Origin of the sequence: Paenibacillus forsythiae T98, assembly GCF_000520735.1 — a bacterium.
In the GTDB taxonomy this organism is placed as follows: domain Bacteria; phylum Bacillota; class Bacilli; order Paenibacillales; family Paenibacillaceae; genus Paenibacillus_AQ; species Paenibacillus_AQ forsythiae.
Window position 1 is genome coordinate 1 of the sequence record NZ_ASSC01000239.1, and the last position, 22,892, is coordinate 22,892.

General features: G+C 53.8%; 24 protein-coding genes and 1 pseudogene. 16 read left to right on the top strand and 9 right to left on the bottom strand.

Annotated elements, in window-relative coordinates:
• Positions 1-813, bottom strand: an 813-nt coding sequence (locus L692_RS0108230; RefSeq protein ID WP_025698864.1) for an NAD-dependent epimerase/dehydratase family protein, incomplete at its 3' end; no start/stop codon positions are given.
• 117 nt (positions 814-930) lie between these two features.
• On the opposite strand from L692_RS0108230, the gene L692_RS0108235 reads away from it, so the two are divergent.
• The 4 genes from L692_RS0108235 (at position 931) to L692_RS0108250 (ending at position 4,746) form a co-directional block, all read left to right on the top strand.
• Complete coding sequence (locus L692_RS0108235) at positions 931-1,458, top strand: cysteine hydrolase family protein (RefSeq protein ID WP_025698867.1); 528 nt, start codon at positions 931-933, stop codon at positions 1,456-1,458.
• Positions 1,459-1,639: 181 nt separating this feature from the next.
• Positions 1,640-2,776, top strand: a complete 1,137-nt coding sequence (locus L692_RS0108240) for a zinc-dependent alcohol dehydrogenase (protein WP_025698869.1) — start codon at positions 1,640-1,642, stop codon at positions 2,774-2,776.
• A 124-nt stretch (positions 2,777-2,900) separates the two neighbouring features.
• Positions 2,901-3,848 (top strand): DMT family transporter, encoded by a 948-nt coding sequence (locus tag L692_RS0108245; protein ID WP_025698871.1) that lies wholly within the window; start codon positions 2,901-2,903, stop codon positions 3,846-3,848.
• 61 nt (positions 3,849-3,909) lie between these two features.
• The gene (locus tag L692_RS0108250; protein WP_025698873.1) at positions 3,910-4,746 is read left to right on the top strand and encodes a class I SAM-dependent methyltransferase; all 837 of its coding nucleotides are present in this window, start codon (positions 3,910-3,912) and stop codon (positions 4,744-4,746) included.
• 73 nt (positions 4,747-4,819) lie between these two features.
• Here the strand turns inward: L692_RS0108250 and L692_RS0108255 are convergent, their stop codons facing one another.
• Entirely contained in the window at positions 4,820-5,701 is an 882-nt protein-coding gene (locus L692_RS0108255) for a LysR family transcriptional regulator (RefSeq protein WP_025698875.1), read from the bottom strand.
• Between the two features lie 206 nt (positions 5,702-5,907).
• Between L692_RS0108255 and L692_RS0108260 the strand changes: the two genes are divergently transcribed.
• The 5 genes from L692_RS0108260 to L692_RS0108280 all read left to right on the top strand — a co-directional run bounded on the left by L692_RS0108260 (position 5,908) and on the right by L692_RS0108280 (position 10,319).
• Positions 5,908-6,837 (top strand): phosphate ABC transporter substrate-binding protein PstS family protein, encoded by a 930-nt coding sequence (locus L692_RS0108260; RefSeq protein ID WP_025698878.1) that lies wholly within the window; start codon positions 5,908-5,910, stop codon positions 6,835-6,837.
• 108 nt (positions 6,838-6,945) lie between these two features.
• Positions 6,946-7,848 (top strand): phosphate ABC transporter permease subunit PstC, encoded by a 903-nt coding sequence (gene pstC / locus L692_RS0108265; protein ID WP_025698880.1) that lies wholly within the window; start codon positions 6,946-6,948, stop codon positions 7,846-7,848.
• Positions 7,848-8,744, top strand: a complete 897-nt coding sequence (gene pstA / locus L692_RS0108270; protein WP_025698882.1) for a phosphate ABC transporter permease PstA — start codon at positions 7,848-7,850, stop codon at positions 8,742-8,744. Before pstC ends, pstA begins: the two co-directional genes overlap by 1 nt.
• 64 nt (positions 8,745-8,808) lie before the next feature.
• Positions 8,809-9,564, top strand: a complete 756-nt coding sequence (gene pstB, locus L692_RS0108275) for a phosphate ABC transporter ATP-binding protein PstB (protein WP_025698884.1) — start codon at positions 8,809-8,811, stop codon at positions 9,562-9,564.
• 155 nt (positions 9,565-9,719) lie between these two features.
• Complete coding sequence (locus L692_RS0108280; RefSeq protein WP_025698886.1) at positions 9,720-10,319, top strand: nitroreductase family protein; 600 nt, start codon at positions 9,720-9,722, stop codon at positions 10,317-10,319.
• Between the two features lie 438 nt (positions 10,320-10,757).
• Here L692_RS0108280 and L692_RS0108290 read toward each other — a convergent pair whose 3' ends face one another.
• On the bottom strand, positions 10,758-11,780 hold the full coding sequence (locus L692_RS0108290) for a serine hydrolase domain-containing protein (RefSeq protein ID WP_025698891.1): 1,023 nt from the start codon (positions 11,778-11,780) through the stop codon (positions 10,758-10,760).
• Positions 11,781-11,793: 13 nt separating this feature from the next.
• Positions 11,794-12,621, bottom strand: a complete 828-nt coding sequence (locus L692_RS0108295) for a MerR family transcriptional regulator (protein ID WP_025698893.1) — start codon at positions 12,619-12,621, stop codon at positions 11,794-11,796.
• A 179-nt stretch (positions 12,622-12,800) separates the two neighbouring features.
• Between L692_RS0108295 and L692_RS0108300 the strand changes: the two genes are divergently transcribed.
• The 3 genes from L692_RS0108300 to L692_RS0108310 are packed head-to-tail and all read left to right on the top strand — an operon-like array spanning position 12,801 to position 14,827.
• Positions 12,801-13,553, top strand: coding sequence for an MBL fold metallo-hydrolase (locus L692_RS0108300; protein ID WP_025698895.1), 753 nt, complete (start codon positions 12,801-12,803; stop codon positions 13,551-13,553).
• Positions 13,528-14,097 carry a TetR/AcrR family transcriptional regulator gene (locus L692_RS0108305; RefSeq protein ID WP_025698896.1) on the top strand — a complete coding sequence of 190 codons (570 nt, stop codon included), beginning with the start codon at positions 13,528-13,530 and terminating at the stop codon, positions 14,095-14,097. Before L692_RS0108300 ends, L692_RS0108305 begins: the two co-directional genes overlap by 26 nt.
• Positions 14,098-14,128: 31 nt before the next feature.
• Complete coding sequence (locus tag L692_RS0108310; protein ID WP_025698897.1) at positions 14,129-14,827, top strand: AlkZ-related protein; 699 nt, start codon at positions 14,129-14,131, stop codon at positions 14,825-14,827.
• A gap of 80 nt (positions 14,828-14,907) precedes the next feature.
• Here the strand turns inward: L692_RS0108310 and L692_RS28120 are convergent, their stop codons facing one another.
• The 3 genes from L692_RS28120 to L692_RS0108325 form a co-directional block, all read right to left on the bottom strand.
• Positions 14,908-15,087, bottom strand: coding sequence for a hypothetical protein (locus L692_RS28120; RefSeq protein WP_036722757.1), 180 nt, complete (start codon positions 15,085-15,087; stop codon positions 14,908-14,910).
• Between the two features lie 271 nt (positions 15,088-15,358).
• Entirely contained in the window at positions 15,359-16,585 is a 1,227-nt protein-coding gene (locus L692_RS0108320; protein WP_025698899.1) for an aminopeptidase, read from the bottom strand.
• Between the two features lie 17 nt (positions 16,586-16,602).
• Entirely contained in the window at positions 16,603-17,835 is a 1,233-nt protein-coding gene (locus L692_RS0108325; RefSeq protein ID WP_025698901.1) for an aminopeptidase, read from the bottom strand.
• Positions 17,836-18,029: 194 nt separating this feature from the next.
• Between L692_RS0108325 and L692_RS0108330 the strand changes: the two genes are divergently transcribed.
• The gene (locus L692_RS0108330; protein ID WP_025698903.1) at positions 18,030-18,314 is read left to right on the top strand and encodes a hypothetical protein; all 285 of its coding nucleotides are present in this window, start codon (positions 18,030-18,032) and stop codon (positions 18,312-18,314) included.
• Between the two features lie 69 nt (positions 18,315-18,383).
• Here the strand turns inward: L692_RS0108330 and L692_RS0108335 are convergent, their stop codons facing one another.
• Positions 18,384-19,730 (bottom strand): TrkH family potassium uptake protein, encoded by a 1,347-nt coding sequence (locus L692_RS0108335; RefSeq protein ID WP_025698905.1) that lies wholly within the window; start codon positions 19,728-19,730, stop codon positions 18,384-18,386.
• Positions 19,731-19,877: 147 nt separating this feature from the next.
• Here L692_RS0108335 and L692_RS0108340 point away from each other — a divergent pair, with 147 nt between their 5' ends.
• A complete protein-coding gene (locus L692_RS0108340; protein WP_232238749.1) occupies positions 19,878-20,414 on the top strand; it encodes a GNAT family N-acetyltransferase in 537 nt (178 codons plus the stop codon).
• A gap of 43 nt (positions 20,415-20,457) precedes the next feature.
• Here the strand turns inward: L692_RS0108340 and L692_RS0108345 are convergent, their stop codons facing one another.
• Positions 20,458-21,783 carry a hemolysin family protein gene (locus L692_RS0108345; protein ID WP_025698909.1) on the bottom strand — a complete coding sequence of 442 codons (1,326 nt, stop codon included), beginning with the start codon at positions 21,781-21,783 and terminating at the stop codon, positions 20,458-20,460.
• A 146-nt stretch (positions 21,784-21,929) separates the two neighbouring features.
• Here L692_RS0108345 and L692_RS0108350 point away from each other — a divergent pair, with 146 nt between their 5' ends.
• Positions 21,930-22,664: a DUF1836 domain-containing protein gene (locus tag L692_RS0108350; RefSeq protein WP_025698910.1), complete on the top strand. Its 735-nt coding sequence runs from the start codon at positions 21,930-21,932 to the stop codon at positions 22,662-22,664.
• A 46-nt stretch (positions 22,665-22,710) separates the two neighbouring features.
• Positions 22,711-22,892 (top strand): annotated as a pseudogene (locus L692_RS0108355) (MFS transporter); the annotation flags it as partial.

Here is a 22,892-nt window from a genome sequence, read left to right on the forward strand (position 1 = left end):
TGCCGCTGCCGCTTTGGCCGTGTCCATATGCCACGACTGCGGGATGCCAAACGGAGACATATGCTCATCCGCCGTCTGCTCCCGAATTATAGCTTTCTTCCCCACTTCCGCTTCAATTATAGAGATTAAATCCCTAATGGTTACAGAGCCTTGGGAGCACGCGTTGACCGGTCCCGTCACATTGGAGCAGCCTAGCCACAGCAGGAAATCCGCAGCTTCATCCGAACGGATAAAGGAAATGCGTGCTTCCGGGTTCGGGATTCCCATTGTCTCCACGCGGCGGACATGCTCGATATGAAAATGCAGTCTTTTCGTGTAATCATCCTTGCCCAGCACAATCGGAAACCGGACGGCAGCCACAGGAAACGCTGCCTGCTGAATGAACACCGCTTCGGCCAGCCTTTTTCCCTCCGGATAGGAGAAATCCTCTCTTCCTCCGGCTTGTGGCGGGTAAACAGCAGGATCAAACCTGTCTTCTGTCAATATTTCCGGCCTCGGGTCATAGACGGACAGACTGGAGGTCAGGATATACCGCTTCGCGGTGTCTTTAAATATCCGGCATGCGGCTGCGGCTTCATCCGGCGAATAACAAATATTATCATAGACGATATCCCAGACTTGATCCCCAACCGCTGAAGCCAGCATTTCGGGGTGGGTGCGGTCGGCATGGACGCGGCGGAGCCGATCTCCCCACAGATCGGGCGCATGGCCCCGCGTCAGCATCGTAACCTCGTTATCCACATTCTCCAGCAATCGTTCCACCAGCCTTTTGCCAAAAAAACGGGTACCTCCAAGCACCAGAATCTTCTTCAATTCTCTCACTCCTCCCTCAGTATAATTTCAGTGTAACATACAAGGTGGAAGGAAAAGACCGTACACCCTGTTTCCTGTTATAATTTAGGCTATATAAAAACGGAGGAGGCAACCAAGATGGCTGATTCACAAACTGCGCTCATTCTGGTCGATGTTCAGGAGGCGATGTTCTCCTATCCAGGGATAAAGCTGCATGACGAAGAAGGAGTAATGGAACGGATCGTATCGCTTCTCGGCAGGGCGCGAAGGAGTGGGACAACGGTGATTTTTATACAACATACGGAGGATCAGGAATACACCAAGGGATTGCCTACATGGCAGATCAGCTCCAGAGTTACTCCGCTGCCCGGGGAAAAGATTATTGAGAAGCCGACCTGGGATGCCTTTCATCTTACGGAACTTCACGAAGAATTGCAGCGTCAGGGGATTACCCATCTGATTATCGCGGGCATGCAAAGCGAATTTTGTCTCGACTCGACATGCCGCCGGGCATTCAGCCTTGGCTACTCTACGGTTCTTGTCCAGGATGCCCACAGCACATTTGACAATGGACGGCTCTCCGGCGAAGAAATCGTGCGCCATCATAACGGAGTGCTCGGAGGACGCTTCGTTACATTGAAGCCCGCGAGCGAGGTGATATTCTGAGGTGGCCGGGACCCATTCGGCTGTGCAGCCCGGGAAACGTTCCAGTGTGCGTCTTCTTGCGGGCAAACAGTATTTTAGCACCTTTTTGATGTTCACATTTCCTTGGATAGAGATACCCTGTTCGGGTTATAACATAAAAATAGCTTGAACAAAACATTCTTCCAAAGGAGTAAATTCCAGCATGAAAGCAGTTACCTACCAGGGCAAGAAGAGAGTGAAAGTCAAGGATGTCGCCGACGCCAAGCTTGAAAAAAAGGACGATATTCTCGTCCGGGTCACCTCAACCGCTATTTGCGGTTCGGACCTGCATATCTACAACGGGAATATCCCGGGGATGTATGACAATTACGTAATCGGGCATGAGCCGATGGGCATTGTCGAGGAAGCCGGTCCCGAGGTAACCAAGGTAAAAAAAGGCGACCGCGTTATCATTCCGTTTACTGTGGCGTGCGGCCAGTGTTATTTTTGCAAGCATGAAATGGAGAGCCAGTGCGATCACGCGAATGACGCGAAGGATACAGGCGGATATCTCGGATATTCGGAGACGTACGGCGGTTATGCCGGCGGACAGGCTGAGCTGCTGCGGGTGCCTTACGGGAACTTTGGCCCTTTTGTCGTGCCGGAGGATGCGGAGATGGAGGACGAGAAGCTGCTCTTCCTCTCGGATATTCTCCCGACCGCCTGGTGGAGCGTCGAGAATGCGGGCGTCAAGCCCGGAGATTCCGTTATTGTTCTGGGGTGCGGCCCTGTCGGCCTGCTGACCCAGAAGTTTGCCTGGATGAAGGGCGCTTCCCGCGTTATCGCGGTGGACAACGTTCCGTACCGGCTTAAGCACGCGCAGCGAACGAACAATGTAGAGGCATTCAACTTTGACGAAGTGAAGGATCTGGTCACTCATTTGAAGGAAATTACACGCGGCGGGGCGGACGTGGTCATTGACTGTGTCGGTCTTGACGCCAAGAAGTCCGTACTTGAAGCGGTTGAAACGGCGCTGAAGCTTCAGGGCGGCTCGCTGAACGCCGTTAATATCGCATCAAAGGTTGTCCGGAAATCCGGAACGATCCAGTTGACCGGTGTATACGGATTAACGTACAACATGTTCCCGCTGGGGCATCTGTTCGAGCGCAACATTACGCTGAGAATGGGACAGGCTCCCGTTATTCACTACATGCCCCTGCTGTACCGAATGATCAAGGAGAACAAGTTCGACCCGGCCGAGATCATCACCCATCGCGTTCCGCTGGATCATGCAGCCCATGCTTACCAGGTGTTCAGCGAGAAGGAGGAGGATTGCATCAAGGTTGTGCTGAAACCGTGAAGCCGGGAAGACGGAGATAAATCTTTCGGATTTTCAAAAAAAAGGCTGATTTTTTCCGCTGTCTGCGTTAAATTATTCAGAAGTGCTATATTCACCCGACGCAAATGGAAAGGAAAGCTGCCTCATGAATACGAAAAAACCGCCAATCCCCGTACCTCTGCTTATGCTGACCGGGATTGTTGCCATCTCTTTTTCCGCCATTTTTATCAAATGGTCCTCGGCTCCGGCTTCCGTGCAGGGAATGTACCGGCTGCTGTTCACCTCGCTCCTGATGGTTCCCTTCGTCCGTCCGTACAGCGGAGCGGCGTCGGCCCTGAGCCTGAAGGACTGGCTGCTGCTGACGGCCTCCGGCTGCATGCTGGCCCTCCATTTTTTACTGTGGATGGGGTCGCTGGAGTACACTTCCGTCGCCAGCTCCACGATGATTATGGCGCTTGAGCCTGTGTTTATTATGATCGGGTCCTACATCCTGTACAAAGAGCGCAGCGCGGCGGCCGCCATTGCCGGACTCGGCGTGGCGATTGCCGGCGTCGTCTTGATCGGCTGGGGAGACATCGGATTGTCCTCGGACAACCTGAAGGGCGACCTGCTGTCCATATTCGGCACGGTGGCGGTGGCCGTACATTTGCTCATTGGCAAAAAGCTGGTGGTCCGGATGCCGTCATACCTGTACAGCCTGTTTGTCTTCATCATCGCCGCAGCCGTGTTCGCTCTGTATAATCTGGCGGCGGGCATCGCTTTCTTTGACTATCCGCCAGGGGAATGGGGCATCTTCACACTGCTTGCCATTGTGCCGACCGTATTCGGGCATATCCTGTTCAATTGGCTGCTGCAGTATACATCGGCTACTACCGTGTCCATGAATATTCTTGGAGAACCGGTAGGGGCGTGCATTCTGGCCTATTTGCTGCTGGGAGAGCGCCTGTCCGGTCAGCAATGGTTCGGCGGTGTGCTTGTGCTCGGCGGTCTTGCCTTTTATCTGTATATGGGGGCGAGGAGTGCGGCCAGGGAGGCAAGGCGGAGAGACAGCCGCGAACAGGAAGCCCGGACTTTGCCGGAAAACGCTTCTTGAACCGGTCAGTTCACCGGTACTTGGATATTAATTGAGAAACGACGCGAAGGAGCATTATGTAATGTATGACAGTCATAAGGATGGCAAGAAACCCGATTCGGAGGTGACTTCCTCCATCAGCGAAGAGCTGTGGAACGAGGATACATACAGCGCGTGGACGAGCCGGTTTGGAACGGCGAAGGAAGCAGCGGCCAAGCTGAGGAATAATCCCTCCGCCAAGCTCAGTCCGCTTATGGATTATTTCGGGGAAGTGGGCGGTAAGAAAATAATGAACCTGATGGGCTCGAACGGAGTAAAGGCGGTGGCGCTCGGACTGCTTGGAGCCGAAGTGTCCGTGGCCGACTTCTCCGAAGGCAATGCGCGTTACGCATCCGAGCTGGCGGAAGCTGCGGGAGTGCGGCTGGATTATACGGTTTCCGACGTATTAAAACTGCCGGGGACGGTTCCGCTGGGTGCGTACGATATTGTGTTTGCCGAGCTTGGGATCGTGCACTATTTTACTGACCTTAAACCGTTCATGGATACGGCGCATTCGCTGCTTGCTCCGGGAGGGCGGTTTGTCCTCCGGGATTTTCATCCCGTATCGACCAAGCTGATTTCCTCCAGAGGCTCCACCGCCAAAATCCGCAAGCATAAGGTGACAGGGGATTACTTCGATACGTCGCTTGAAGAGAAAAGGGTGTCCTACGCCAAATATTCGCCGGAAGGCGGAGAGAGCGGGGAGCATGCGGACATCGTATATTGGCGCAAATGGACGCTCGGCGAGATTGTGACCGCGGCCGCAGGCAGCGGCCTGCATATCCACAAGCTGGTGGAAGAACCGAATCTGTCCTCGGACGTGTTCGACAAGGGGATTCCGAAGACGTTTGTGCTGGTGGCGGAGAAGCCGAAGCTTTAAGACGAAAATAAGCCATTCCTTTAGGTGCCGGGCTGCAATCAGCCTGGCTTTTTCTTGCTATGAGAGGTTCTCCTTAGTGAATCAACCTGTCCGCCAAAGCCTGCTGAATCTCGGTCAGCGCATGATCTTTCCGCCACGCTAAATAAAAACCGGCCCGTTCCGGCATAATACCCGGAAGAGGACGATATTCCAGGCTGCCCGCTTCAAGCTCCGCCGCAATGCCGATTCTGGAAAAAACGGCGAGCGCGTTGCCCTGGATGACCCATTGCTTGACCGCCTCCGCGCTGTCCGTCTCCGCCCTGTTCCACAGACGCGCACCGTTCAGCTGGGTCCAGCGGTCGGCCAATTCGCGCAGAGCGCTTCCCGGTGCATGCTGAATCCACGGCTCCCGTGAAATCGTCTCCGGCCGGATATGATCCTTGGCTGCAAAAGGGTGTCCCGGTGCAAAGATAAGCACCGCTTCGTCATCCGCAAACCTGGTTATCCGCAAGGATTCGTCCGCTTGCTCATAGCCGTGGAGGACGGCCAGCTCAAGCTGGCGGCCCCGCAGCCGCTCGCGCAAGACGCGGTTATCCGCCACCGCCACCGTTGTTTCCGTCTCGGGATACTGTGCGGTGAGTCCGGACAAAGCTGCCGGAAGCAGGTATGAGGCCGAAACCGCTGACGCTCCGATGGACAGCTTGATCCTGGAGCGGGAGACGGTCTGCTTGACCGTTCTTTCGGCTTCGGACGCCAGCGCAACGATGCGAACAGCATATTGGTGGAGCGCATAGCCGGCTTCGGTCAGCAGCACGCGCCCGCTTCGGCTCTGAAACAGCGGGGTGCCCAGTTCATTCTCCAGCGATTTCATATGAAATGAAACGGTGGGCTGCTTCAGGCCAAGCTCTGCGGCAACATCCGTCACTTTTTTATATTTTTCAATAAGAACTACGATTTGCAGCTTTAATATATTCATGGATAACTCCCCCGATTTGACAAAATCCACTGGCTTTTTCAATTTATTATAGATGATTTCTATAGCGTTATACATATTTTATTTCCTTTTTTATCGTTCGTTTTACACAAGTAGGCGGTTTAACTAACGAAGGGATTTTACAATTAACATGTCAGGGGCGAACGAGCCTAATTATTATCACAAATTGTAGGAGGAGACAAACAATAATGCGCTCTAAGAAATCCTGGATCATGGCACTGGCTTTAACAAGTGTCCTTGCACTTTCGGCTTGCGGCAACAACGGGGGAAATAACACAGCGGGCAGCAACGCGCCTACAGAGACAAGCGGTGCAGAGCTCAGCGGTTCGATTCTTGCTTCCGGCTCCACGGCTCTTCAGCCGCTTGTGGAACAGGTTGCGGAGAAATTTATGGAACAGAACAATGGCGTGGACATTCAAGTACAAGGCGGAGGAAGCGGTACGGGCCTGACGCAAGTAGCTGAGAAACAAGTGGATATCGGCAACTCCGACGTGTTCGCGGAAGAGAAGCTGAAGGATGCGGACGAGGACAAAGCGAAAGCGCTCGTCGACCATCAGGTGGCGGTTGTCGCGATTGCGGCCGTTGCCCATCCGGATGCAGGAGTCGACAATCTGACGAAGCAGCAGCTGGTTGATATTTTCACCGGCAAAGTAACGAACTGGAAAGAAGTTGGCGGCGCGGATCAGAAGATCCAGATCATCAACCGTCCGGCAAGCTCGGGAACACGCGCCACTTTCGAGAAATTTGCGCTTGGCACGAAGACGGAAGACCTGAAAGGCTCCATCCAGGAGGATTCCTCGGGCACAGTCAAGAAGATGATCGGCGAAACGCCGGGAGCCATCGGATACCTGGCCCTGTCCTACCTCGACGATTCGGTTAAAACCTTGAACTATGACAGCGTTGAGCCTTCCGTGGACAACGTCGTCAGCGGAAAATATCCGGTATGGGCGTATGAGCATATGTACACCAACGGCGAACCGAATGAAATGGTCAAAGCATTCCTGGACTATTTCTTGACCGATGAAGTTCAAAACGGCGACGTAACCGATCTTGGCTATATTCCGGCCAGCAAAATGCAGGTTTCCCGCGACGTCGCAGGCAACGTGACGAACAAGTAATTCAGATAATTTCACCAAAATTTCCATAGAATCAGAGGCGGAATTCTTCTGCCTCTCTTTTCACTTTAAAGAGAAGGGACATAATTTGAAGTGCAGAACAACGAAACTATGCGAGTGCAGGACCGCAAATCGCGTATAGAAAAACATCATATCGAAGACCTTATCGGGCGCTCCTACATGTCCTTATGCGTGCTTCTGTTGATCATCTCCATCGTATCCATGGTGTATTTTGTGACGTCCAAAGGAATTTCAACATTTGCCATCGATAAGGTAAGCCTTGCGGATTTCTTTTTTGGGACCAAATGGTCCCCTGAAGGAGATAACCCCACTTTTGGAGCGCTGCCGTTTATCGCGGGATCTTTTATCACGACTCTCCTGGCCGCGTTAATCGCCAGTCCTTTGAGCATTTGCGCCGCATTGTTCATGACCGAAATCGTACCGGGATGGGGGAAAAAGCTGCTTCAGCCGGTCATCGAGCTGCTGTCGGGCATTCCTTCCGTCGTCTACGGCTTTGTCGGACTCAGCGTCATCGTTCCATTCCTGCGGAATGTCTTCCCGGGGCAGGGCATCGGCGTTGCGGCCGGAGCGCTTGTGCTGTCGGTCATGATCCTGCCGACGATTACCAGTGTGGCGGCGGACGCGCTGTCCGCGCTTCCACGGAATCTGAAGGAATCTTCATTTGCGCTTGGCGCAACCCGCTGGCAGACGATCTCGCGCGTTATTCTTCCGACCACGCTTCCCGCGATTCTGACCGGCGTCGTGCTCGGCATGGCCCGCGCCTTCGGCGAAGCGCTTGCGGTTCAGATGGTTATCGGTAATGCTCCGTTCATTCCCAAATCGCTGTTTGAGTCGGCATCTACGCTGACCAGTGTCATTACGCTCGGTATGGGCAATACGACAATGCGTTCACCGCATAATAACGCGCTGTGGAGTATGGCGCTTGTTCTCATGCTGATGACCTTCTTATTCGTATTCATTGTCCGTCTGCTGGAGAAGAGGAGGTCGATCTGATGAAAGCAAGAGCCGTCGACAAGATCGCCACTATTGTTATCGTAACCTTGGCTCTGTTGATCGTCGCCGTGCTGGCCGGTCTGCTGGGATATATTCTGTTTCGGGGAATGAGCCACATCAGCTGGGACTTCCTCACATCGGCTCCGCGTAAAATCCGCGAGGGCGGCGGTATAGGGCCTCAGCTGTTCAACTCGTTGTTTCTGCTCATCCTGACGCTGCTGATTACCGTGCCTTTGGGCCTTGGGGCCGGCATCTATATGGCCGAGTATGCGCGTCCGGGGAGAATCACCGGCTTCATCCGCCTGATCGTTGAGGTTCTGTCTTCCTTTCCGTCAATCGTCGTCGGCTTGTTCGGGCTATTGTTGATCGTTAATATTTTCGGCCTCGGCTTCTCCCTGGTTTCGGGGGCGCTGGCCCTGACCGTTTTCAATCTGCCGCTGATGGTGCGGATTACCGAGCAGGCGTTCCGCAGCGTTCCCGCCCAGCAGAAGGAAGCCGGGTTCGCGCTAGGGTTGTCCAAATGGAAGATCGTCACAACGGTTCTGTTCCCGGTGGCGCTGCCCGCCATTATTACCGGAACGATTCTGTCCGCCGGCCGGGTATTCGGCGAAGCCGCTGCCCTGATGTTCACGGCGGGGATGAGCAGCCCGCGTCTGGACTTCGGCAACTGGAATCCGCTGAGTCCGTCCTCGCCGCTGAATCCGTTCCGCCCGGCAGAGACGCTGGCCGTGCATATCTGGAAGATTAACAGCGAAGGGCTTGCGCCCGATGCGGCCCAGATTGCCGCCGGAGCCTCAGCCGTTCTGGTCATCACAGTTCTCATCTTCAATCTGGTTGCACGCTACGTAGGCCGATTGATCTACCGGAAACTGACCGCATCCCGAAGAATGAATTAATCAGGAGGAGAAGAAGATTATGGAAGCGACACTTACAGCCCCGCAGATTTTGAAGGCGCCGAAGATGGAAAGGGATTTTCGGACCGAGAATTTAAGTATATTTTACGGCACTTATGAAGCGGTAAAAGGCATCAGCCTGCCGTTTCCCGAGAAGTCGGTTACCGCGCTTATCGGACCTTCCGGCTGCGGAAAATCGACCTTTCTGCGGTCGCTCAACCGGATGAATGATGAGATTTCCGGTTCGACCAGCAAGGGTAGCATCTGGATTGACGGCGTTGACATCAACGCGCCGGGCACGGATGTCATTAAGCTGAGGCAGAAGATCGGGATGGTATGGCAGAAGCCGAATCCTTTTTACAAATCGATTTACGAGAATATCGCCTTTGGCCCGAAATACCACGGGGTCAAGGGAAAGAAAGCGCTGGATGAAATTGTGGAAAGCAGCCTGCGTCGCGCCGCATTGTGGGACGAGGTAAAGGATCGCCTGAAGGATTCAGCCCTGGCACTTTCCGGCGGGCAGCAGCAGCGGCTCTGCATTGCGCGGGCGCTGTCGGTCAATCCGCAAATTTTGCTGCTGGATGAGCCGGCGTCGGCGCTTGACCCGGTGTCCACCGGAAAGGTCGAAGAGCTTATTAAAGAACTGAAAGAGCAGCTGCGCATCGTCATTGTGACGCATAATATGCAGCAGGCGGCCCGTGTTTCCGATTTTACGGCTTATTTTTATCTCGGCCAGCTGATTGAATACGGCATGACGGAAAAAGTATTTACGAACCCGGAGAATACGATGACTCAGGAATATATTATGGGCCGTTTTGGCTGAGGCATGGAACACTGTCCGTGAGGGCGGTGTTTTTGCGTTCTTGTGCAATGTGATTTCACTCTGTCCCGAAGGCTGCTCAGGTTTGCCAAATGGGCAAAAATCCGCTAAGATAATTGATAATTATTCTCATTAAATCCGAGCTGGAGGTAATGCCTATGAAGCCTGTATCTGATAGTCCGGCCGCCGTGGCCGCCGCCATTAGGGAACGGCGCTCCATCAAGCAATTCAAGCCCGATCCGCTTCCTGAAGGAGTGCTGGAAGAACTGCTGAATATCGCCGTGTGGGCGCCGAATCATGGTCTGAGAGAGCCGTGGCGGTTTATCGCTTTTCAGGGCGATGGCAGCAGGTTTCTCGCCGAGGCGGCTTTTTCATTCGTGAAACGCGCTTTCGCCGACCCCGAGGTTGCCGCAAAGCGTAAGGAGTATATCTCGAACATTCCGCTGACGCTGCTTGTGGTCATGCCGGAAGATCCGCGCCAGCGGGAATGGGATGAGGATTACGCAGCGGTGTCGGCGCTTGTGCAGAACTTTCAGTTGGCCGCCTGGGAGAAGGGGATCGGGACCATCTGGAAGACGGACCCTTATCTCTATGCTCCGGAGTTCCGCAGCAAGGTCGGGGTGAAGCTCGGTGAGAAAATCGTCGCCATGCTCCATGCCGGTTATCCGGAAATCATCCCGGACAGCCGCCCCCGCACCGATGCCGCCGCCCGGCTGCAGATCGTCGCCCATTACCCGGAGGACGGCATTATAGACTAAGCTTGCAGCTGGAGGGAGGGTGTCCCGTAAGCCATGGAAATGGCTTCGGCGGCGCCCTTTAGGTTTGAGGCGGGAATCAGGCGGGGGGAATACGGGGGATGGTCCGCTACGGGGAATCCGGGTGCCGGGGATGATGCGGATGATGATGCGGGTCAGGAAGAAAGCCTGAAATTGTGCACCTTTTGGCCGCGTGAGAACACCCGTTGCATCACGCACCTGCGGAGATACAGTTTTTTCCTCCACTCCGTCTTGTATTCAGCTCATGCGGCCTCAAATTCCTGCATAAATTCAGGCTTTCTCGATATATGAAGGATTCGGATTTGAAAAACCTGCACTTTAGCTCCTTTCCCAGACGCTGAACTTCAATCCCAACAATGCGAACGCTCCAGCGGCCCAGGTTGCTGCTCCAGCTTTTCGGACAACTCCATGCCAACAGGTTTAGTCTATTACAGCCGGGATAACGCATTCCTTAATCAGTGTCCACCGATCACGGGCATTCAAGGCGAATTCGGATGCAATGGCAATGACCAGATTCTTATCCGGGATACAGCAAATGACATTGCCGCCATCGCCCAGTGCCAAGTAGGCACAAACTCCGTCCTCCTCACGCAGCCACCACAGATAACCGTAATGATGGGGGTTCATCGCTGTCGTTTCGTCAATCCATGTCCCCGGAATAATCTGGCTGTTGTCCCAGATGCCATGGTTCAGATATAGCACACCAAAACGCGCCATATCGCGGGGGGTGAGTGTCAGTCCCCATCCTCCTGTGGAGTTGCCGCCAGGATCTTTGACCCATCCTTTCACAGCTTTCCCGAATAAATCCTCAAACCCGAAGGAGTTCATTTCATAATCCGGGATTTCCTTCATGCCGACCGGTTTAAATAAGCGTTCGTTGGCAAATTCACGGGCGCTTGTCCCTGTGCTGCGGGTGATGATGGCTGAAAGGAGGTGCGCCCCTGCGGTGGAATACTTGAAGGCTCCGATACTTCCCTGTTGACCAAGCATATCCAGAGTATATTTTACCCAGTCAGGCTCTATACACAGCTTGTCCAGCGGTTCGTGCCAGTCCTCAAATGGATAGGGAGCGGTCATCGTGAGTAGATGCCGTATGGTGATTTCCCGTTTCTGCCTGTCCGCAGTAGCCGGAACATATTCGGGGAAGAAATCGAGCACCTTCTGGTCGGTGCTTTTGATATATTTTGCATCTATGGCAATGCCAATGAGGGCGGAGATTATACTTTTCGTGACAGAGGCTACATGGTGCGGATCATCCGGTCCATAGCCATGATTATATTTTTCATAAGCAATATATCCGTTTCTTGCAACAACAATACCGTTTATATTGCTGTACTCCGATTGTATGACAGGTTCAAGCTCGGAAAGCAGCTCAGCGTCCATTCCCAGAGCCGCCGGGTCGGCAGATAGCCACTCTTTAGTTGGCCAATAGTTTCTTTGCATCATAGGTCCCTCTCTAAATAGACTTTTGTACAGGAAAATATACCTTGGTAACCAAATCCTCAGAAACGGTCACCTGATTGGGGTCGGTTACATATACCTCATATGGCGATTCCACCAGCTTATAGCCTTCATTTTCAACCCATTCCCTCAGCTTGGCGTATACCGATGTCAACTCTGAATAGGAACCCTTTAACACCGACCGCGCACAAAGGCCCCCAGGCAGCGCTCTCGTTCCCTGTACAGCCTCTTTAATCGGGATAGCAAACTCTGTATCATTGCCGGCAGGATTGTATTCAGGACTGTGAAAAATAGTCATTGGCGTACCAAGCAAGGTTAGCTTCTCAGTAGCAATCTTAGTATACAGCCCGCTAAAATACTTTCCGTATCCTTTGGCGTAATCGTCGCTGCTCATCATCAGACGGATAAAGAGGAGGTTCATTGGCCGGGTTTCAACAAGCTGCACTTCTATCGTGTCAAGGCGTGACATCATGGGTATGCCCTTCTCCAAATTCGAAATATCATTACTCATTTGCTTCAGGGTATAGTCCAAAGCCTTAATCTGCTGCTCTATTTCCCGCCTCTTGCGGCTAAGGGCAGAATACAGCTTCTCACCCGATTGATCCTCTTCCAATTCCAGAATGGCTTTGATTTCTTCCAGAGAGAATTGGTAAGATTTCAAGCGGTTGATAAAGAGCATCTTTTTTAGCTGGCTGATGGAATAATACCTGTACCCGTTGTCAGCATTAATCTCATCCGGATGAATTAATCCGATTTCATCATAATATCGAAGCGTTTTTGCAGATACTTCGCATATCTTCGAGAATTCTCCAATCGACAGCAAAAGTTCGCCTCCATTCTTCATCTTTTTATACGGACTACATGCTTTAAGTAAGGATACTTTGTTCAGCTCTACTGTAGACCTTACCCCAAGGGCAAAGTCAACGGATAAAAACTGTTGATTTACTAATATCATTAGTTTAAAATATAACTAATAACATTAGTTTTCCTGGAGGGGATATGATGAGAGTAACGCGTAACGGCCAGCTGCTTCAACTGACCTGGATGCCGCGTCTGTTTCCGGTGAACTGCTATATTGTAGAAGAGGAAAAGGATCTGACGCTGATAGATGCAGGGATGCCTTTCAGTCTGGAGGGCATTCTCCGCACCGCCGAGTCGCTTCGCAAGCCGCTGGCCCGAATCGTGCTGACCCATGCGCATGACGATCACGTCGGGGCGGTGGATGCTTTGAAGCAGCGTCTTCCCCAGGTGGACCTGTATATATCCGAGAGGGACTCGGCGCTGCTGCGCGGCGACCGCACGCTGCGGCCAGGCGAGCCGGAAACTCCGGTCCGGGGCGGGGTGCCGAGGAACGTAACGAGCGTCCCCGATCAGTTAACTAGTGATGGCGACGAAATCGGTTCGCTGACGGCGATTGCCACACCGGGTCATACTCCCGGATCGATGTCCTTCTTCGACCGCAGAAGCGGGGCCGTTATCGCGGGCGATGCGATGCAGACCTTCCGCGGCGTTGCTGTATCCGGAATACGGGTGCCGCTGTTTCCGTTTCCAGCGATGGCAACCTGGAATAAAGAAACCGCACTGGAGAGCGCCGTCAGGATAGAGAAGCTGAATCCTTCGGTGCTGGCGGTGGGACATGGAAATCTGCTTGAACAGCCGGGAGAACGGCTGCGCGCCGCGATTGCGAAAGCCCAGCAGCACATTTCACAAGAAAAAAGGAGGCTCAATCATGTCGCCAAGAGTGGGACTAGGTAGTAACAAAATTGTCATGGCGGCCGCGGAAATTGCCGACGAGCAGGGAATGGAGGGGGTAACGCTGGCTGCTCTGGCCGCCAGGCTGGGCGTACGCCCCCCCTCGTTGTATAATCACATTGACGGACTGGCCGGGCTGCGTACGCAGCTTGCCGTACACGGTCTGAAGCAGCTCTATGAGGCGATGTCTTCAGCATCGCAGGGATTAAGCGGCAGCGACGCTGTGCTTGCGATGGGGAAGGGCTATGCCGCATTTGCCAAGCAGCATCCCGGGCTGTATGAGATGACGCTTCAGGCCCCGGATGCGGATAACGCCGAGCTGATCGAAGAAGGGGACCGTGTGCTGAAGCTGATCACCTGCGTACTTGAACCCTACAGGCTTGGCGAGCAGGGAGAACTGCATGCCGTAAGGGGACTTCGCAGCATCCTGCACGGCTTCGCATCACTGGAGCAGAAGGGAGGCTTTAGTATTTCGCTTGATTTAAACGTCAGCCTGTCCGCGACAATTCATGCTTTTCTGGCGGGCATTGACCAGTTCAGGGAATGAAATGAAGACAACGACTGAGGAGAGGATATTATTGGAAAATGAAACCAAAGCGGCAGCGCCTTTTACATTCGGCGATGCCGCTGAACTTGTGGCGAACATCGGGCTACTGCCGCTTGCGCCCCTTATTCCGGAGCATCCTTCGCTTAAAGGACTGACCAGAGAAGAGGACTGGCATACCGATACGGAGCTTGATCCGTGGAAGTGGCGCGTCCGGTTCCCGGGAGAAGGCACAGCGGCTTACGGTAAGTTTTTGAAGAAAAAGGCGGTGCTGGTGGCCAGGGAGTGGTTTCCCTATTTTGCCGCCGCGTTCGGAAGTGCTCTTACGCTTAAAGAACGGTATGACAACGGCTTGTCCGGCAGAGAAGCGCTTACAATCCTTGAAATCATTGAGGAAAATGAAGGCATAGAGACGCGTCAGCTTCGGGCATCCGCAGAAATGAAAGCCAAGGAGAAGAAGACCGCTTTTGACAATGCCTTAAACGAGCTTCAAGGCTCTGTGGATATCGTCATTTCCGGCGTCCGTCCCCGGCTTAATGCCGACGGCGAGAAGAACGGCTGGAACAGCACGTCGTTTGAGACAGCTGCCCACTGGATGCGCGAGAGCGGAATGGCACCGTTCGCCGGGGACAAGGAAGAAGCCATTGCCTGGCTGAAGGCCCGGATCGAACCGGTCTGGACACCGGCAGCGGCAACATGGATTCAGAAAATATGGGCCAAGACAACAAAATAAAACGGCTGTTTCACCGCACCGTAAAGAGATCCGGGAGTAGCCGTAAGCGTTTTCGAATTTTATTAGTGAAAAAAGGAAGGTCATTCGAACATCGGAAGAATAAAAGCAACCAAAAAGTACAGGAAACCGAAAAACAGCATGACGTAAGCCGTATATTTGACCGCGTTGGCGGCCTTATTGCGATTCTCGTAAATAGGCTCATCATCCTGTTCATCCACTTCGACCCGTTCGACCTCACTCGAATGCGGATCTTTCATCATTGCAACCGCCTCCTTGGAATAAGTGATTTCCACATCTCTATTGTGACATTTTCGTGAATTAAAATCAACAATTTTGTGTCTATAAATTGAACAAAATTCGAAAATAGACTCTGACCAGGTATGAAACAGGGTAGAGCAGAAGATTGGCATCTGCCCAAAGCGCGCAAATAGCCCGGTTCCCGCCTCGCTTTGGAGGAGGAACCGGGCCTATGCCCGGGTGATCTGGAAGGTGTCTGGCCTTTGAATCCGGGAAGCTCACACTACGGGCTATTTATGCCCATCCGCCATTCCGGAAGATCGGCTCGGCCGTGCCATCCTCCAAAATGCCGTCAATGTTCATTTCGGGCGAGCCCATCATGAAATCGACATGAATGAGGCTCTGGTTCATCCCGCGCTCTATGAGCTGCTCCGTCGTAAGCGCCGTGCCGCCCTCCAGCGTGAAGGCGTACGAGGCGCCCAGCGCCAGATGGCAGGAGGCATTCTCGTCGAACAGGGTGGTGTAATAGAGAATGCCGCTTTCCGAGATCGGGGAGCGGTGGGGAACCAGCGCCACCTCCCCGAGCGATACCGCCCCTTCATCCATGGACAATAACGATTCCAGCTTATCCTGCCCGACTTCTGCGGTAAAATCCGTTACTTTACCGTCCTTAAAGGTCAGCGTAAAGCCGTCAATAATGCTTCCGGCATAGCTGAGAGGCTTGGTGCTGCGGACGGTGCCGTTCGTTCCATCCCGATGCGGAACCGAGAATACTTCCTCCGTCGGGATATTCGCCAGAAAAGGAACGCCCTTTCCGTTTACCGTACCCGCCTGGCACCAGATGTGGCCTTCGGGCAGCTCAACGGTCAAGTCGGTGCCCGGCGCCATGTAATGGAGCTTGCGGTACTTGCGCTCATTCAGCTTGTCGCAGCGGCGCTTCAGCCCGTCCAGATGCGCCCGCCAGGCTTCAACCGGGTTCTCCGCATCCGCGCGGACCGCGCGGAAAATCGCGTCCCACAACAGATTGATCCGCTCTTCCTCGGGCGCATCCGGGAATACTTTGGCTGCCCAGGAAGCCGAAGGATAAGCGACGCCGCTCCAGCTGGCGTGATTACCCATCAGCAGCTTACGGTAGCCGGCCATCTCCTCGGCCATGACCCGCTGGTGCGTGCTGATCCGCTTGGGCTCGACGCCCTTCAGCAGATTGGGATCAGTCGAAACGATGGTCAGGAAGCAGGCGTTGCTTCGGGCCAGCTCTTCCATCTCTTCGGCGAAGCGCTTCGGAGGCTCAAGGAAGGATTCCTCCGGCGCGAGGTCATAGCGCGTCCGCGTCACAACTTCATCCGAATAATTGACTTTGACCAGCTTGGCGCCCGCCTCATAGGCTTTGCGGACGACCAGGCGGACCAGCTCCGCCGATGCAATGTCCGCATTGACGACCAGCGTCTGTCCGGGCTGAATATTGACGCCAACCTTTACGGCAAGCAGCGCGTAATTTTCCAGCTTTTGCTTGAAATCCAAATTCCGTACCCCCTCAGTTAAAACGCCCAATTCCCGTTCAGAAATACGGGTTCTTCCGCTCCGTCGCCAGTGATGCCATAGATATTCATCTCCGCGGAACCGATCATGAAATCGACATGCGTCACACTGGTGTTGAGACCCCGCTCTTGCAGCTGCTCCTTCGTCATATTCTTGCCGCCTTCCAGACAGAATGCGTACGCGGTGCCGATGGCAAGATGATTCGAAGCATTCTCATCGAACAGGGTATTGTAATATAAAATATTCGATTCCGAAATCGGCGAGTGATGGGGGACGAGCGCCACTTCGCCCAAATAGCGGGCTCCTTCGTCCAGGCCGATCAAATGCTCCAGCGTGTCCTGTCCCTTCTCGGCGGAAACCGAGACAATCTTTCCGTTCTCGAACGTTAGCGAGAAGCCGTCGATGATATTTCCGCCGTGGCTTAACGGCTTCGTGCTGCGGACGGTCCCGTTGACGCCGGTCTTCAGCGGCGCCGTGAACACTTCTTCGGTAGGCATGTTGGCGACGAAGGCGTGGCCCTTGGCGTTAATACTGTCCCCTTGCGCCCATAAGTGGCCTTCCGGCAGCTCGACGGTCAGGTCCGTCCCCGGAGCGACATAGTGAAGCTTCTTGTATTTCTTCGCATTCAGCACAGCCGCCTTCTCATCCAGCGTTCTCAGGTGCTCCTGCCACGCCGCCACGGGGTCTTCGCGATCCAGACGAACGGTATGGAAAATCGCCTCCCACAGCTTGCCTACCCGCTCTTCCTCCGGGACATCCGGAAATACCTTGTCGGCCCAGGCCTTGGAGGGGATGGCCACGATGCTCCAGCTGATTTTGTCCGACATGATAAATTCATAATATTTCGTTAGCGCCAGTCCCCGGGTCTTCTGGTATTCGGCAATCCGCGACGGATCAATCCCTTTCAGCGCATCCGGGTCTTCGGCGATGACCGACAAGACGGCCGCGCCGTTCTCGGCAAATTCGATAAGTTCTCCGGCATACCAGGTCGGCGCTTTGGAGAAGACCTCCGGGGCGGCATGCTCGAACTGCAAACGGGCAATGCGTTCGTCGCTCCAGTTCACTTTGACCTGGCTGGCGCCGGCCTCATACGCCTTGGCCGCAATCAGGCGGACGAATTCCGCAGCGATGATGGGCGCATTGACGACCAGCGCCTGTCCCGGCTGTACATTTACGCCGATTTTCAAGGCCAGGTCGGCGTATTTGGAGAGCTTTGCTTCAAATTCAGTCATAACAATTCCTCCATATATTTCCAAATTAAACTTGTCGAGTGTTATAACAAATTATTAACCGCCGGATGAAAAAAGTCAATCCGGGCTGTTAGCAGGATTTGGGCGGGCAACAATGTTATACTGAAAAAGGATTGCGAAGCTGTCGCAGGCAGGTGGTCCGCATATCCCTGAATGAATGAAAGGAAGGAAGCAGCATGAGCGTAGTCGTTACGGAAGCGGCCATGCGCCGCGATGAGGAAGGAAGCTATGTGGGGAGGACCGTATTCAGCGTGGAGGGCCACGCGGCCCGCTATGAAATTACGTTCTACAGCAAAAGGGGCAAGGAATGGGATTACAGCCTCAGCTTTGCGGGCGAGCCCGGCAGCGAGGAGCAGTTCCTTGCGCTGGATGCCATGCTGGAAGAGGATGACGAGCTGTTCGATCAGCTGCTGGACGCGGCTCTGGACGCCGGGGATACCGGCAGCGGCGAAGAGGGATAGTGCCGTCACAATGCCGAAATGGACAAGCGCGCACAAGCAAGAACGGCGGTTCACCCGCCGTCCTCATGCTTAACCGATCATAAGATGTCCTTCGGGATGGCGGTACAGCTCCTTGCCCTTGGTCGGTCTGAGGGCGTATGCCAGCGTCAGCGGCCCGGTCCGTCCCATGAACATGAGAATAATAATGAGAAGCTTCCCGATGGTTGTAAGCTCCGTCGTCAGACCCATGGTAAGCCCGGAGGTGCCGAACGCGGACACCGCCTCGAACATGACGGCAAGGAAACCGGCTTGCTCGGTTATGGAGAGGAGCATCGTGGCGCACACCACCAGGAGCAGAGAGAGCAGTGTCATGGTTATGGCCCGGTAGACGTTCTCCTTGGACAGCCGGTGCCGGAACAAGACGACATCCTCTCTGCCCCGAATGCGCGAGTACACGGCGGCGATGAGCAGGGCGAATGTCGTCAGCTTGATCCCCCCTCCGGTCGAGCCGGGAGCCGCGCCGATGAACATCAATAGAATAATCAGGAATTGAGTGGATTCCCTAAGCTTATATATATCTATAGTCGTGACCCCGCCGGAACGGGGAGTAAGTGCTTGCAGGAACGAAGCCATCACTTTTCCCCCGGGATTGAGCGGCTTCAGCGTATGATAGATTTCCAGCCAGAAAAATATTGCCGCTCCGGCCGCGATCAGAATAAGGGAAGTCGACAGTACCACCTTGGAGTGAAGGGTAAGCCGCCTCCGTTTGCGGAAGTCGACTACATCGGACAACACAATAAAGCCGATGCCGCCCAGAAAAATAAGCAGAATCGCCGTGATATTCACGACCGGATCTTCCACGTAGCGCGTCAAACCGCTGAACGGTCCGTGCACATCGCCAAAGAGATCGAAGCCGGCGTTATTAAAAATCGAAATGCTGTGGAATATCCCGTAGTATATCGCTTTGCCTGCGGGCATGTCCTCCAGAAACCGGAGGGCCAGCACGGACGCTCCCGCAAGCTGGATCGCAAGCGAATAAATCAGAACCCGGCGGATGAGGCGCACGATTCCCTGCATGGAGTTCTGGTTCATCGACTCCTGCAGCAGCAGCCTCTCCTTAAGCGAGATCCGTCGGTTGAGAACAAGCGTGACCAGCGTAGCCATCGTTACGAAGCCAAGGCCCCCGAACTGGAACAGCACGAGCAGCACGATCTGGCCGAAGGTCGTAAGTCCCGTGCCGGTATCGACAACAGCCAGCCCGGTCACGCACGTGGCGGAGGTCGCCATGAACAGCGCGTCAATCCAGGAAATCCGGCCGTGGGCCGATGAGATGGGAAGAGACAGCAGCACGGTGCCTGCGGCGATTAACAGAATAAAGCCTAGTGAAAGAATTTTGGGCGGAGTAAGGCGCAGCCCGCCGTAGGATAAGTTGGCCATAGGTCATTCTCCCGGTATCAGTAGTTGGTCCATGCATTGTGACAAATTATATCATATTAATATGCGGTTCCCCTAAACAATCGGCAGGAAATGACAGCAATATTTCATCTGGCAAGCTTTTTAAGAAATATCTCTAGGATGACAGATATGGATTGGATAGGAAGTGTGACACAAATGGAAGTGGCTTTCAGGGAACTGCTTCCCGGCGATGCCGGGGAGCTTCTTCGTCTGCAGCACAGCCTGGACACAGAAACAGCCTTTATGCTGCTGGAGCCGGGCGAGCGGCAAACCAATGTACAACAGGTTCAGGAAATGATCGAAGGGTTCGCCCGGTCTGAAACCTCCACCCTGATCGGAGCCGAAGTGGACGGACAGCTGGCGGGCTATGTTTCAGCCAGAGGAGGCAGCGTAAACCGCAACCGCCACAGCGCTTATCTCGTCATGGGACTGCTGAAGCGCTATCAGGGAATGGGCGTTGGAAGCGGTCTGCTTCGGGGGCTTATAGCCTGGGCGGAAAAGAGTGGTCTCGTACGCCTGGAGCTGACGGTAATGCAGCATAACGAGCGGGCTATTGCCTTGTACACCAAATGCGGCTTCACCCCCGAGGGGACCAAAGTGAAGTCGCTTAAGGTAGACGGGGACTGGGTGGATGAGCTCTATATGAGTAAAATTATTGACGGATAATCAGAAAGCGGCCCGCTCTGCATGTGAGAACGGGCCGCGTTTGTCATTGCGTAAGTGATTCCTCCAGCGTCTCCTCGCGGCTTGGCCGGATCGAGATTTCCACCTTGCTGATGCGGTGACGGTTCATTTCGCGGACGATAAGCGTCGTCTGGTCCTGGACAATTTCCTTGCCCACCGCAGGCTCTTCAAGATGGCTGTACAGCCATCCGCCGATCGTTGTCACTTCGTCATCGTCAAGCTCCAGGCCAGTCAGCTTGCGCACCTCGGGAAGAGATACCTTGCCGTCAACCAGGTAGCGGGATTCGCTGAGCTTCTCCACATTTTTGCGTTCATCAGCATCAAATTCATCCCGGATTTCGCCGACAATCTCTTCCAGAATGTCCTCGATCGTAATCAGTCCGGAGGTTCCGCCGTATTCGTCCAGCAGCAGGGCAATGTGCACTTGCTCCCTCTGCATGCGCGTCAGAAGCGTCTTGACCGGCGTCACCTCGGAAACGGTCAGGACAGGATGAACAAGATCCTTGAAATTGAAACCGGGGTTATTGTCATATTCCAGATACATCTGCTTCGTATTGACCATCCCGACGATATTGTCCTTGTTGCCTTCGGCCACCGGGAAACGGGTGTACTGCTCTTTACGGATAATGTCCAGATTCTCTTGAAGCGAATTATTGGTATACAGGCATATCATGTCGGTACGCGGAACCATGATTTCACGGGCCAGCATTTCATCAAAAGCAAAAATGCGGTTGACATAGCCGTATTCGGCTTTGTTGATCTTGCCGCTCTCATAGCTCTCGGAGAGGATCAGACGGATTTCTTCCTCCGAGTGCGCCTCTTCATGCTCGCTGGCCGGCTTCATCCCGAACAGGCGGACGAGAAGGTTGGCGGAGCCGTTAAGCAGCCAGATTAAAGGATACAGGATGCGATAGAACCAGATGATAGGTTTGGCGGTCAGGAGACTGATTTCTTCGGCTTTGTTGATGGCTGCGGTCTTGGGAGCAAGCTCCCCTACAACGACATGCAGAAAGGTTGCGACAAAGAACGCAAGCACGAATGACAGGCCATGGCTGAATTCGCTGCTGATGCCGATCCAGTGGAAGATCGGATAGAGAAGCTGCTCAAAAGCGGGCTCCGCGAGGGCGCCGATGCCCAGAGCAGTGATGGTAATGCCAAGCTGGCAGGCCGACAGATAGCCGTCCAGATTAGCGGAAACCTTTTGAACGGCAAGCGCATTTTTGCGTCCTTCGAGCACCATTTGGCTGATTCGGCTTCCCCGCAGCCGCACCACTGCAAATTCCGTAGCTACAAAAAAAGCTGTGAAAACAATCAAAACCCCCACCAACGTCAAACTAAGTCCTATACCCATATAATCGGTACCATCCCTTTCCTTCGTAAAATAGGTTATACTCAAAATACGAGTTCATATGAACTTATTTTACGAACTTTTCGGCAATAATTCAAATTTCCTGTGTTAAGGTTGACAACCGATGATTAAAAGGAGGACTGACAGCTATGGAATCCTTTACATTAACCCGCGCGGAGATGTCCTCGCTGCTGCTTTCGCTTACCGGAACGTCCGGTCAAACTCCGCTGCATATTTTGCAGGAAGCATGGGCAAAGCTTCATCAACGGGAGATGAGAGAGGGATCATCGCTAAACGCGTTCTTGTCCACCCAAATTCCTCCCATCCTGCAAAAAATAATTAAAGGCGGAAAGGCGAAGGGGCTGTCCCTCCAGGAAATTGCCGCGCTTGGAGCGCTAATAGAGTATTCCACAATTTCCATTACCGCTATGCAGAACTGGGTGAAACGAGATTTCAAGGAATATCTGGGCTCTCCGCTTGAAGGGAAAAAGTATTCGATCAACCAGGCCGCGATGCTGTTCATGATTGATGATCTGAAGTCCTCGCTCGACTTCCGGAGCATTAACCGGCTCTTCCGCATGCTGTTTCTAAGACCGGAGCGGGACGACGACGATCTGCTTGAGCCTGTTCAACTATACGGCGCATACACCTTAATGTTCGAACAGAACAGGGTCAATGAAGAACACCGGCAGGACAGGCTCACGGGGCGGGAGAGATTGGCCCAGGCGGCCGAGACGGCTGTAAAACGGCTGGCCCACCTGAACTGTCCGCAGAGGGAAACGGTGCAAAACTCGCTTCTGGTCGCCGCAGTCTCGGTCCAGGCCTGTTATTTTCAGGCGCTGGCCAGGCAGTATTTCAATGCGTCGCTGTTTCTGGATTTCTAGCCGAATTATATACAACTACGCAGACGGAATAGAGGAGGATAACAACATGGGAGCAAATACATTGCTAAAGAGCCCGAAGCAGCGCAAGCTGCTCTTCAGCGCGGGCCTGAGCTGGATGTTCGACGCCATGGACGTCGGGATGGTTTCTTTTGTCGTTGCGGCGCTGGCCAAGGAGTGGAGTCTTGAATCGGATCAGATCGGCCTGCTGACCAGCATCAACTCGCTCGG

Coding starts and splice junctions, on each gene's coding strand:
- L692_RS0108325 (WP_025698901.1), bottom strand. CDS start 17,835: ATGACTGAATTTGAAGCAAAGCTCTCCAAATACGCCGACCTGGCCTTG.
- L692_RS0108345 (WP_025698909.1), bottom strand. CDS start 21,783: ATGGGTATAGGACTTAGTTTGACGTTGGTGGGGGTTTTGATTGTTTTC.
- L692_RS0108280 (WP_025698886.1), top strand. CDS start 9,720: ATGAAGCCTGTATCTGATAGTCCGGCCGCCGTGGCCGCCGCCATTAGG.
- L692_RS0108340 (WP_232238749.1), top strand. CDS start 19,878: ATGGATTGGATAGGAAGTGTGACACAAATGGAAGTGGCTTTCAGGGAA.
- L692_RS0108330 (WP_025698903.1), top strand. CDS start 18,030: ATGAGCGTAGTCGTTACGGAAGCGGCCATGCGCCGCGATGAGGAAGGA.
- pstA (WP_025698882.1), top strand. CDS start 7,848: ATGAAAGCAAGAGCCGTCGACAAGATCGCCACTATTGTTATCGTAACC.
- L692_RS28120 (WP_036722757.1), bottom strand. CDS start 15,087: ATGATGAAAGATCCGCATTCGAGTGAGGTCGAACGGGTCGAAGTGGAT.
- L692_RS0108305 (WP_025698896.1), top strand. CDS start 13,528: ATGTCGCCAAGAGTGGGACTAGGTAGTAACAAAATTGTCATGGCGGCC.
- L692_RS0108300 (WP_025698895.1), top strand. CDS start 12,801: ATGAGAGTAACGCGTAACGGCCAGCTGCTTCAACTGACCTGGATGCCG.
- L692_RS0108350 (WP_025698910.1), top strand. CDS start 21,930: ATGGAATCCTTTACATTAACCCGCGCGGAGATGTCCTCGCTGCTGCTT.
- L692_RS0108335 (WP_025698905.1), bottom strand. CDS start 19,730: ATGGCCAACTTATCCTACGGCGGGCTGCGCCTTACTCCGCCCAAAATT.
- L692_RS0108260 (WP_025698878.1), top strand. CDS start 5,908: ATGCGCTCTAAGAAATCCTGGATCATGGCACTGGCTTTAACAAGTGTC.
- L692_RS0108255 (WP_025698875.1), bottom strand. CDS start 5,701: ATGAATATATTAAAGCTGCAAATCGTAGTTCTTATTGAAAAATATAAA.
- L692_RS0108250 (WP_025698873.1), top strand. CDS start 3,910: ATGTATGACAGTCATAAGGATGGCAAGAAACCCGATTCGGAGGTGACT.
- L692_RS0108290 (WP_025698891.1), bottom strand. CDS start 11,780: ATGCAAAGAAACTATTGGCCAACTAAAGAGTGGCTATCTGCCGACCCG.
- pstC (WP_025698880.1), top strand. CDS start 6,946: ATGCGAGTGCAGGACCGCAAATCGCGTATAGAAAAACATCATATCGAA.
- pstB (WP_025698884.1), top strand. CDS start 8,809: ATGGAAAGGGATTTTCGGACCGAGAATTTAAGTATATTTTACGGCACT.
- L692_RS0108245 (WP_025698871.1), top strand. CDS start 2,901: ATGAATACGAAAAAACCGCCAATCCCCGTACCTCTGCTTATGCTGACC.
- L692_RS0108240 (WP_025698869.1), top strand. CDS start 1,640: ATGAAAGCAGTTACCTACCAGGGCAAGAAGAGAGTGAAAGTCAAGGAT.
- L692_RS0108235 (WP_025698867.1), top strand. CDS start 931: ATGGCTGATTCACAAACTGCGCTCATTCTGGTCGATGTTCAGGAGGCG.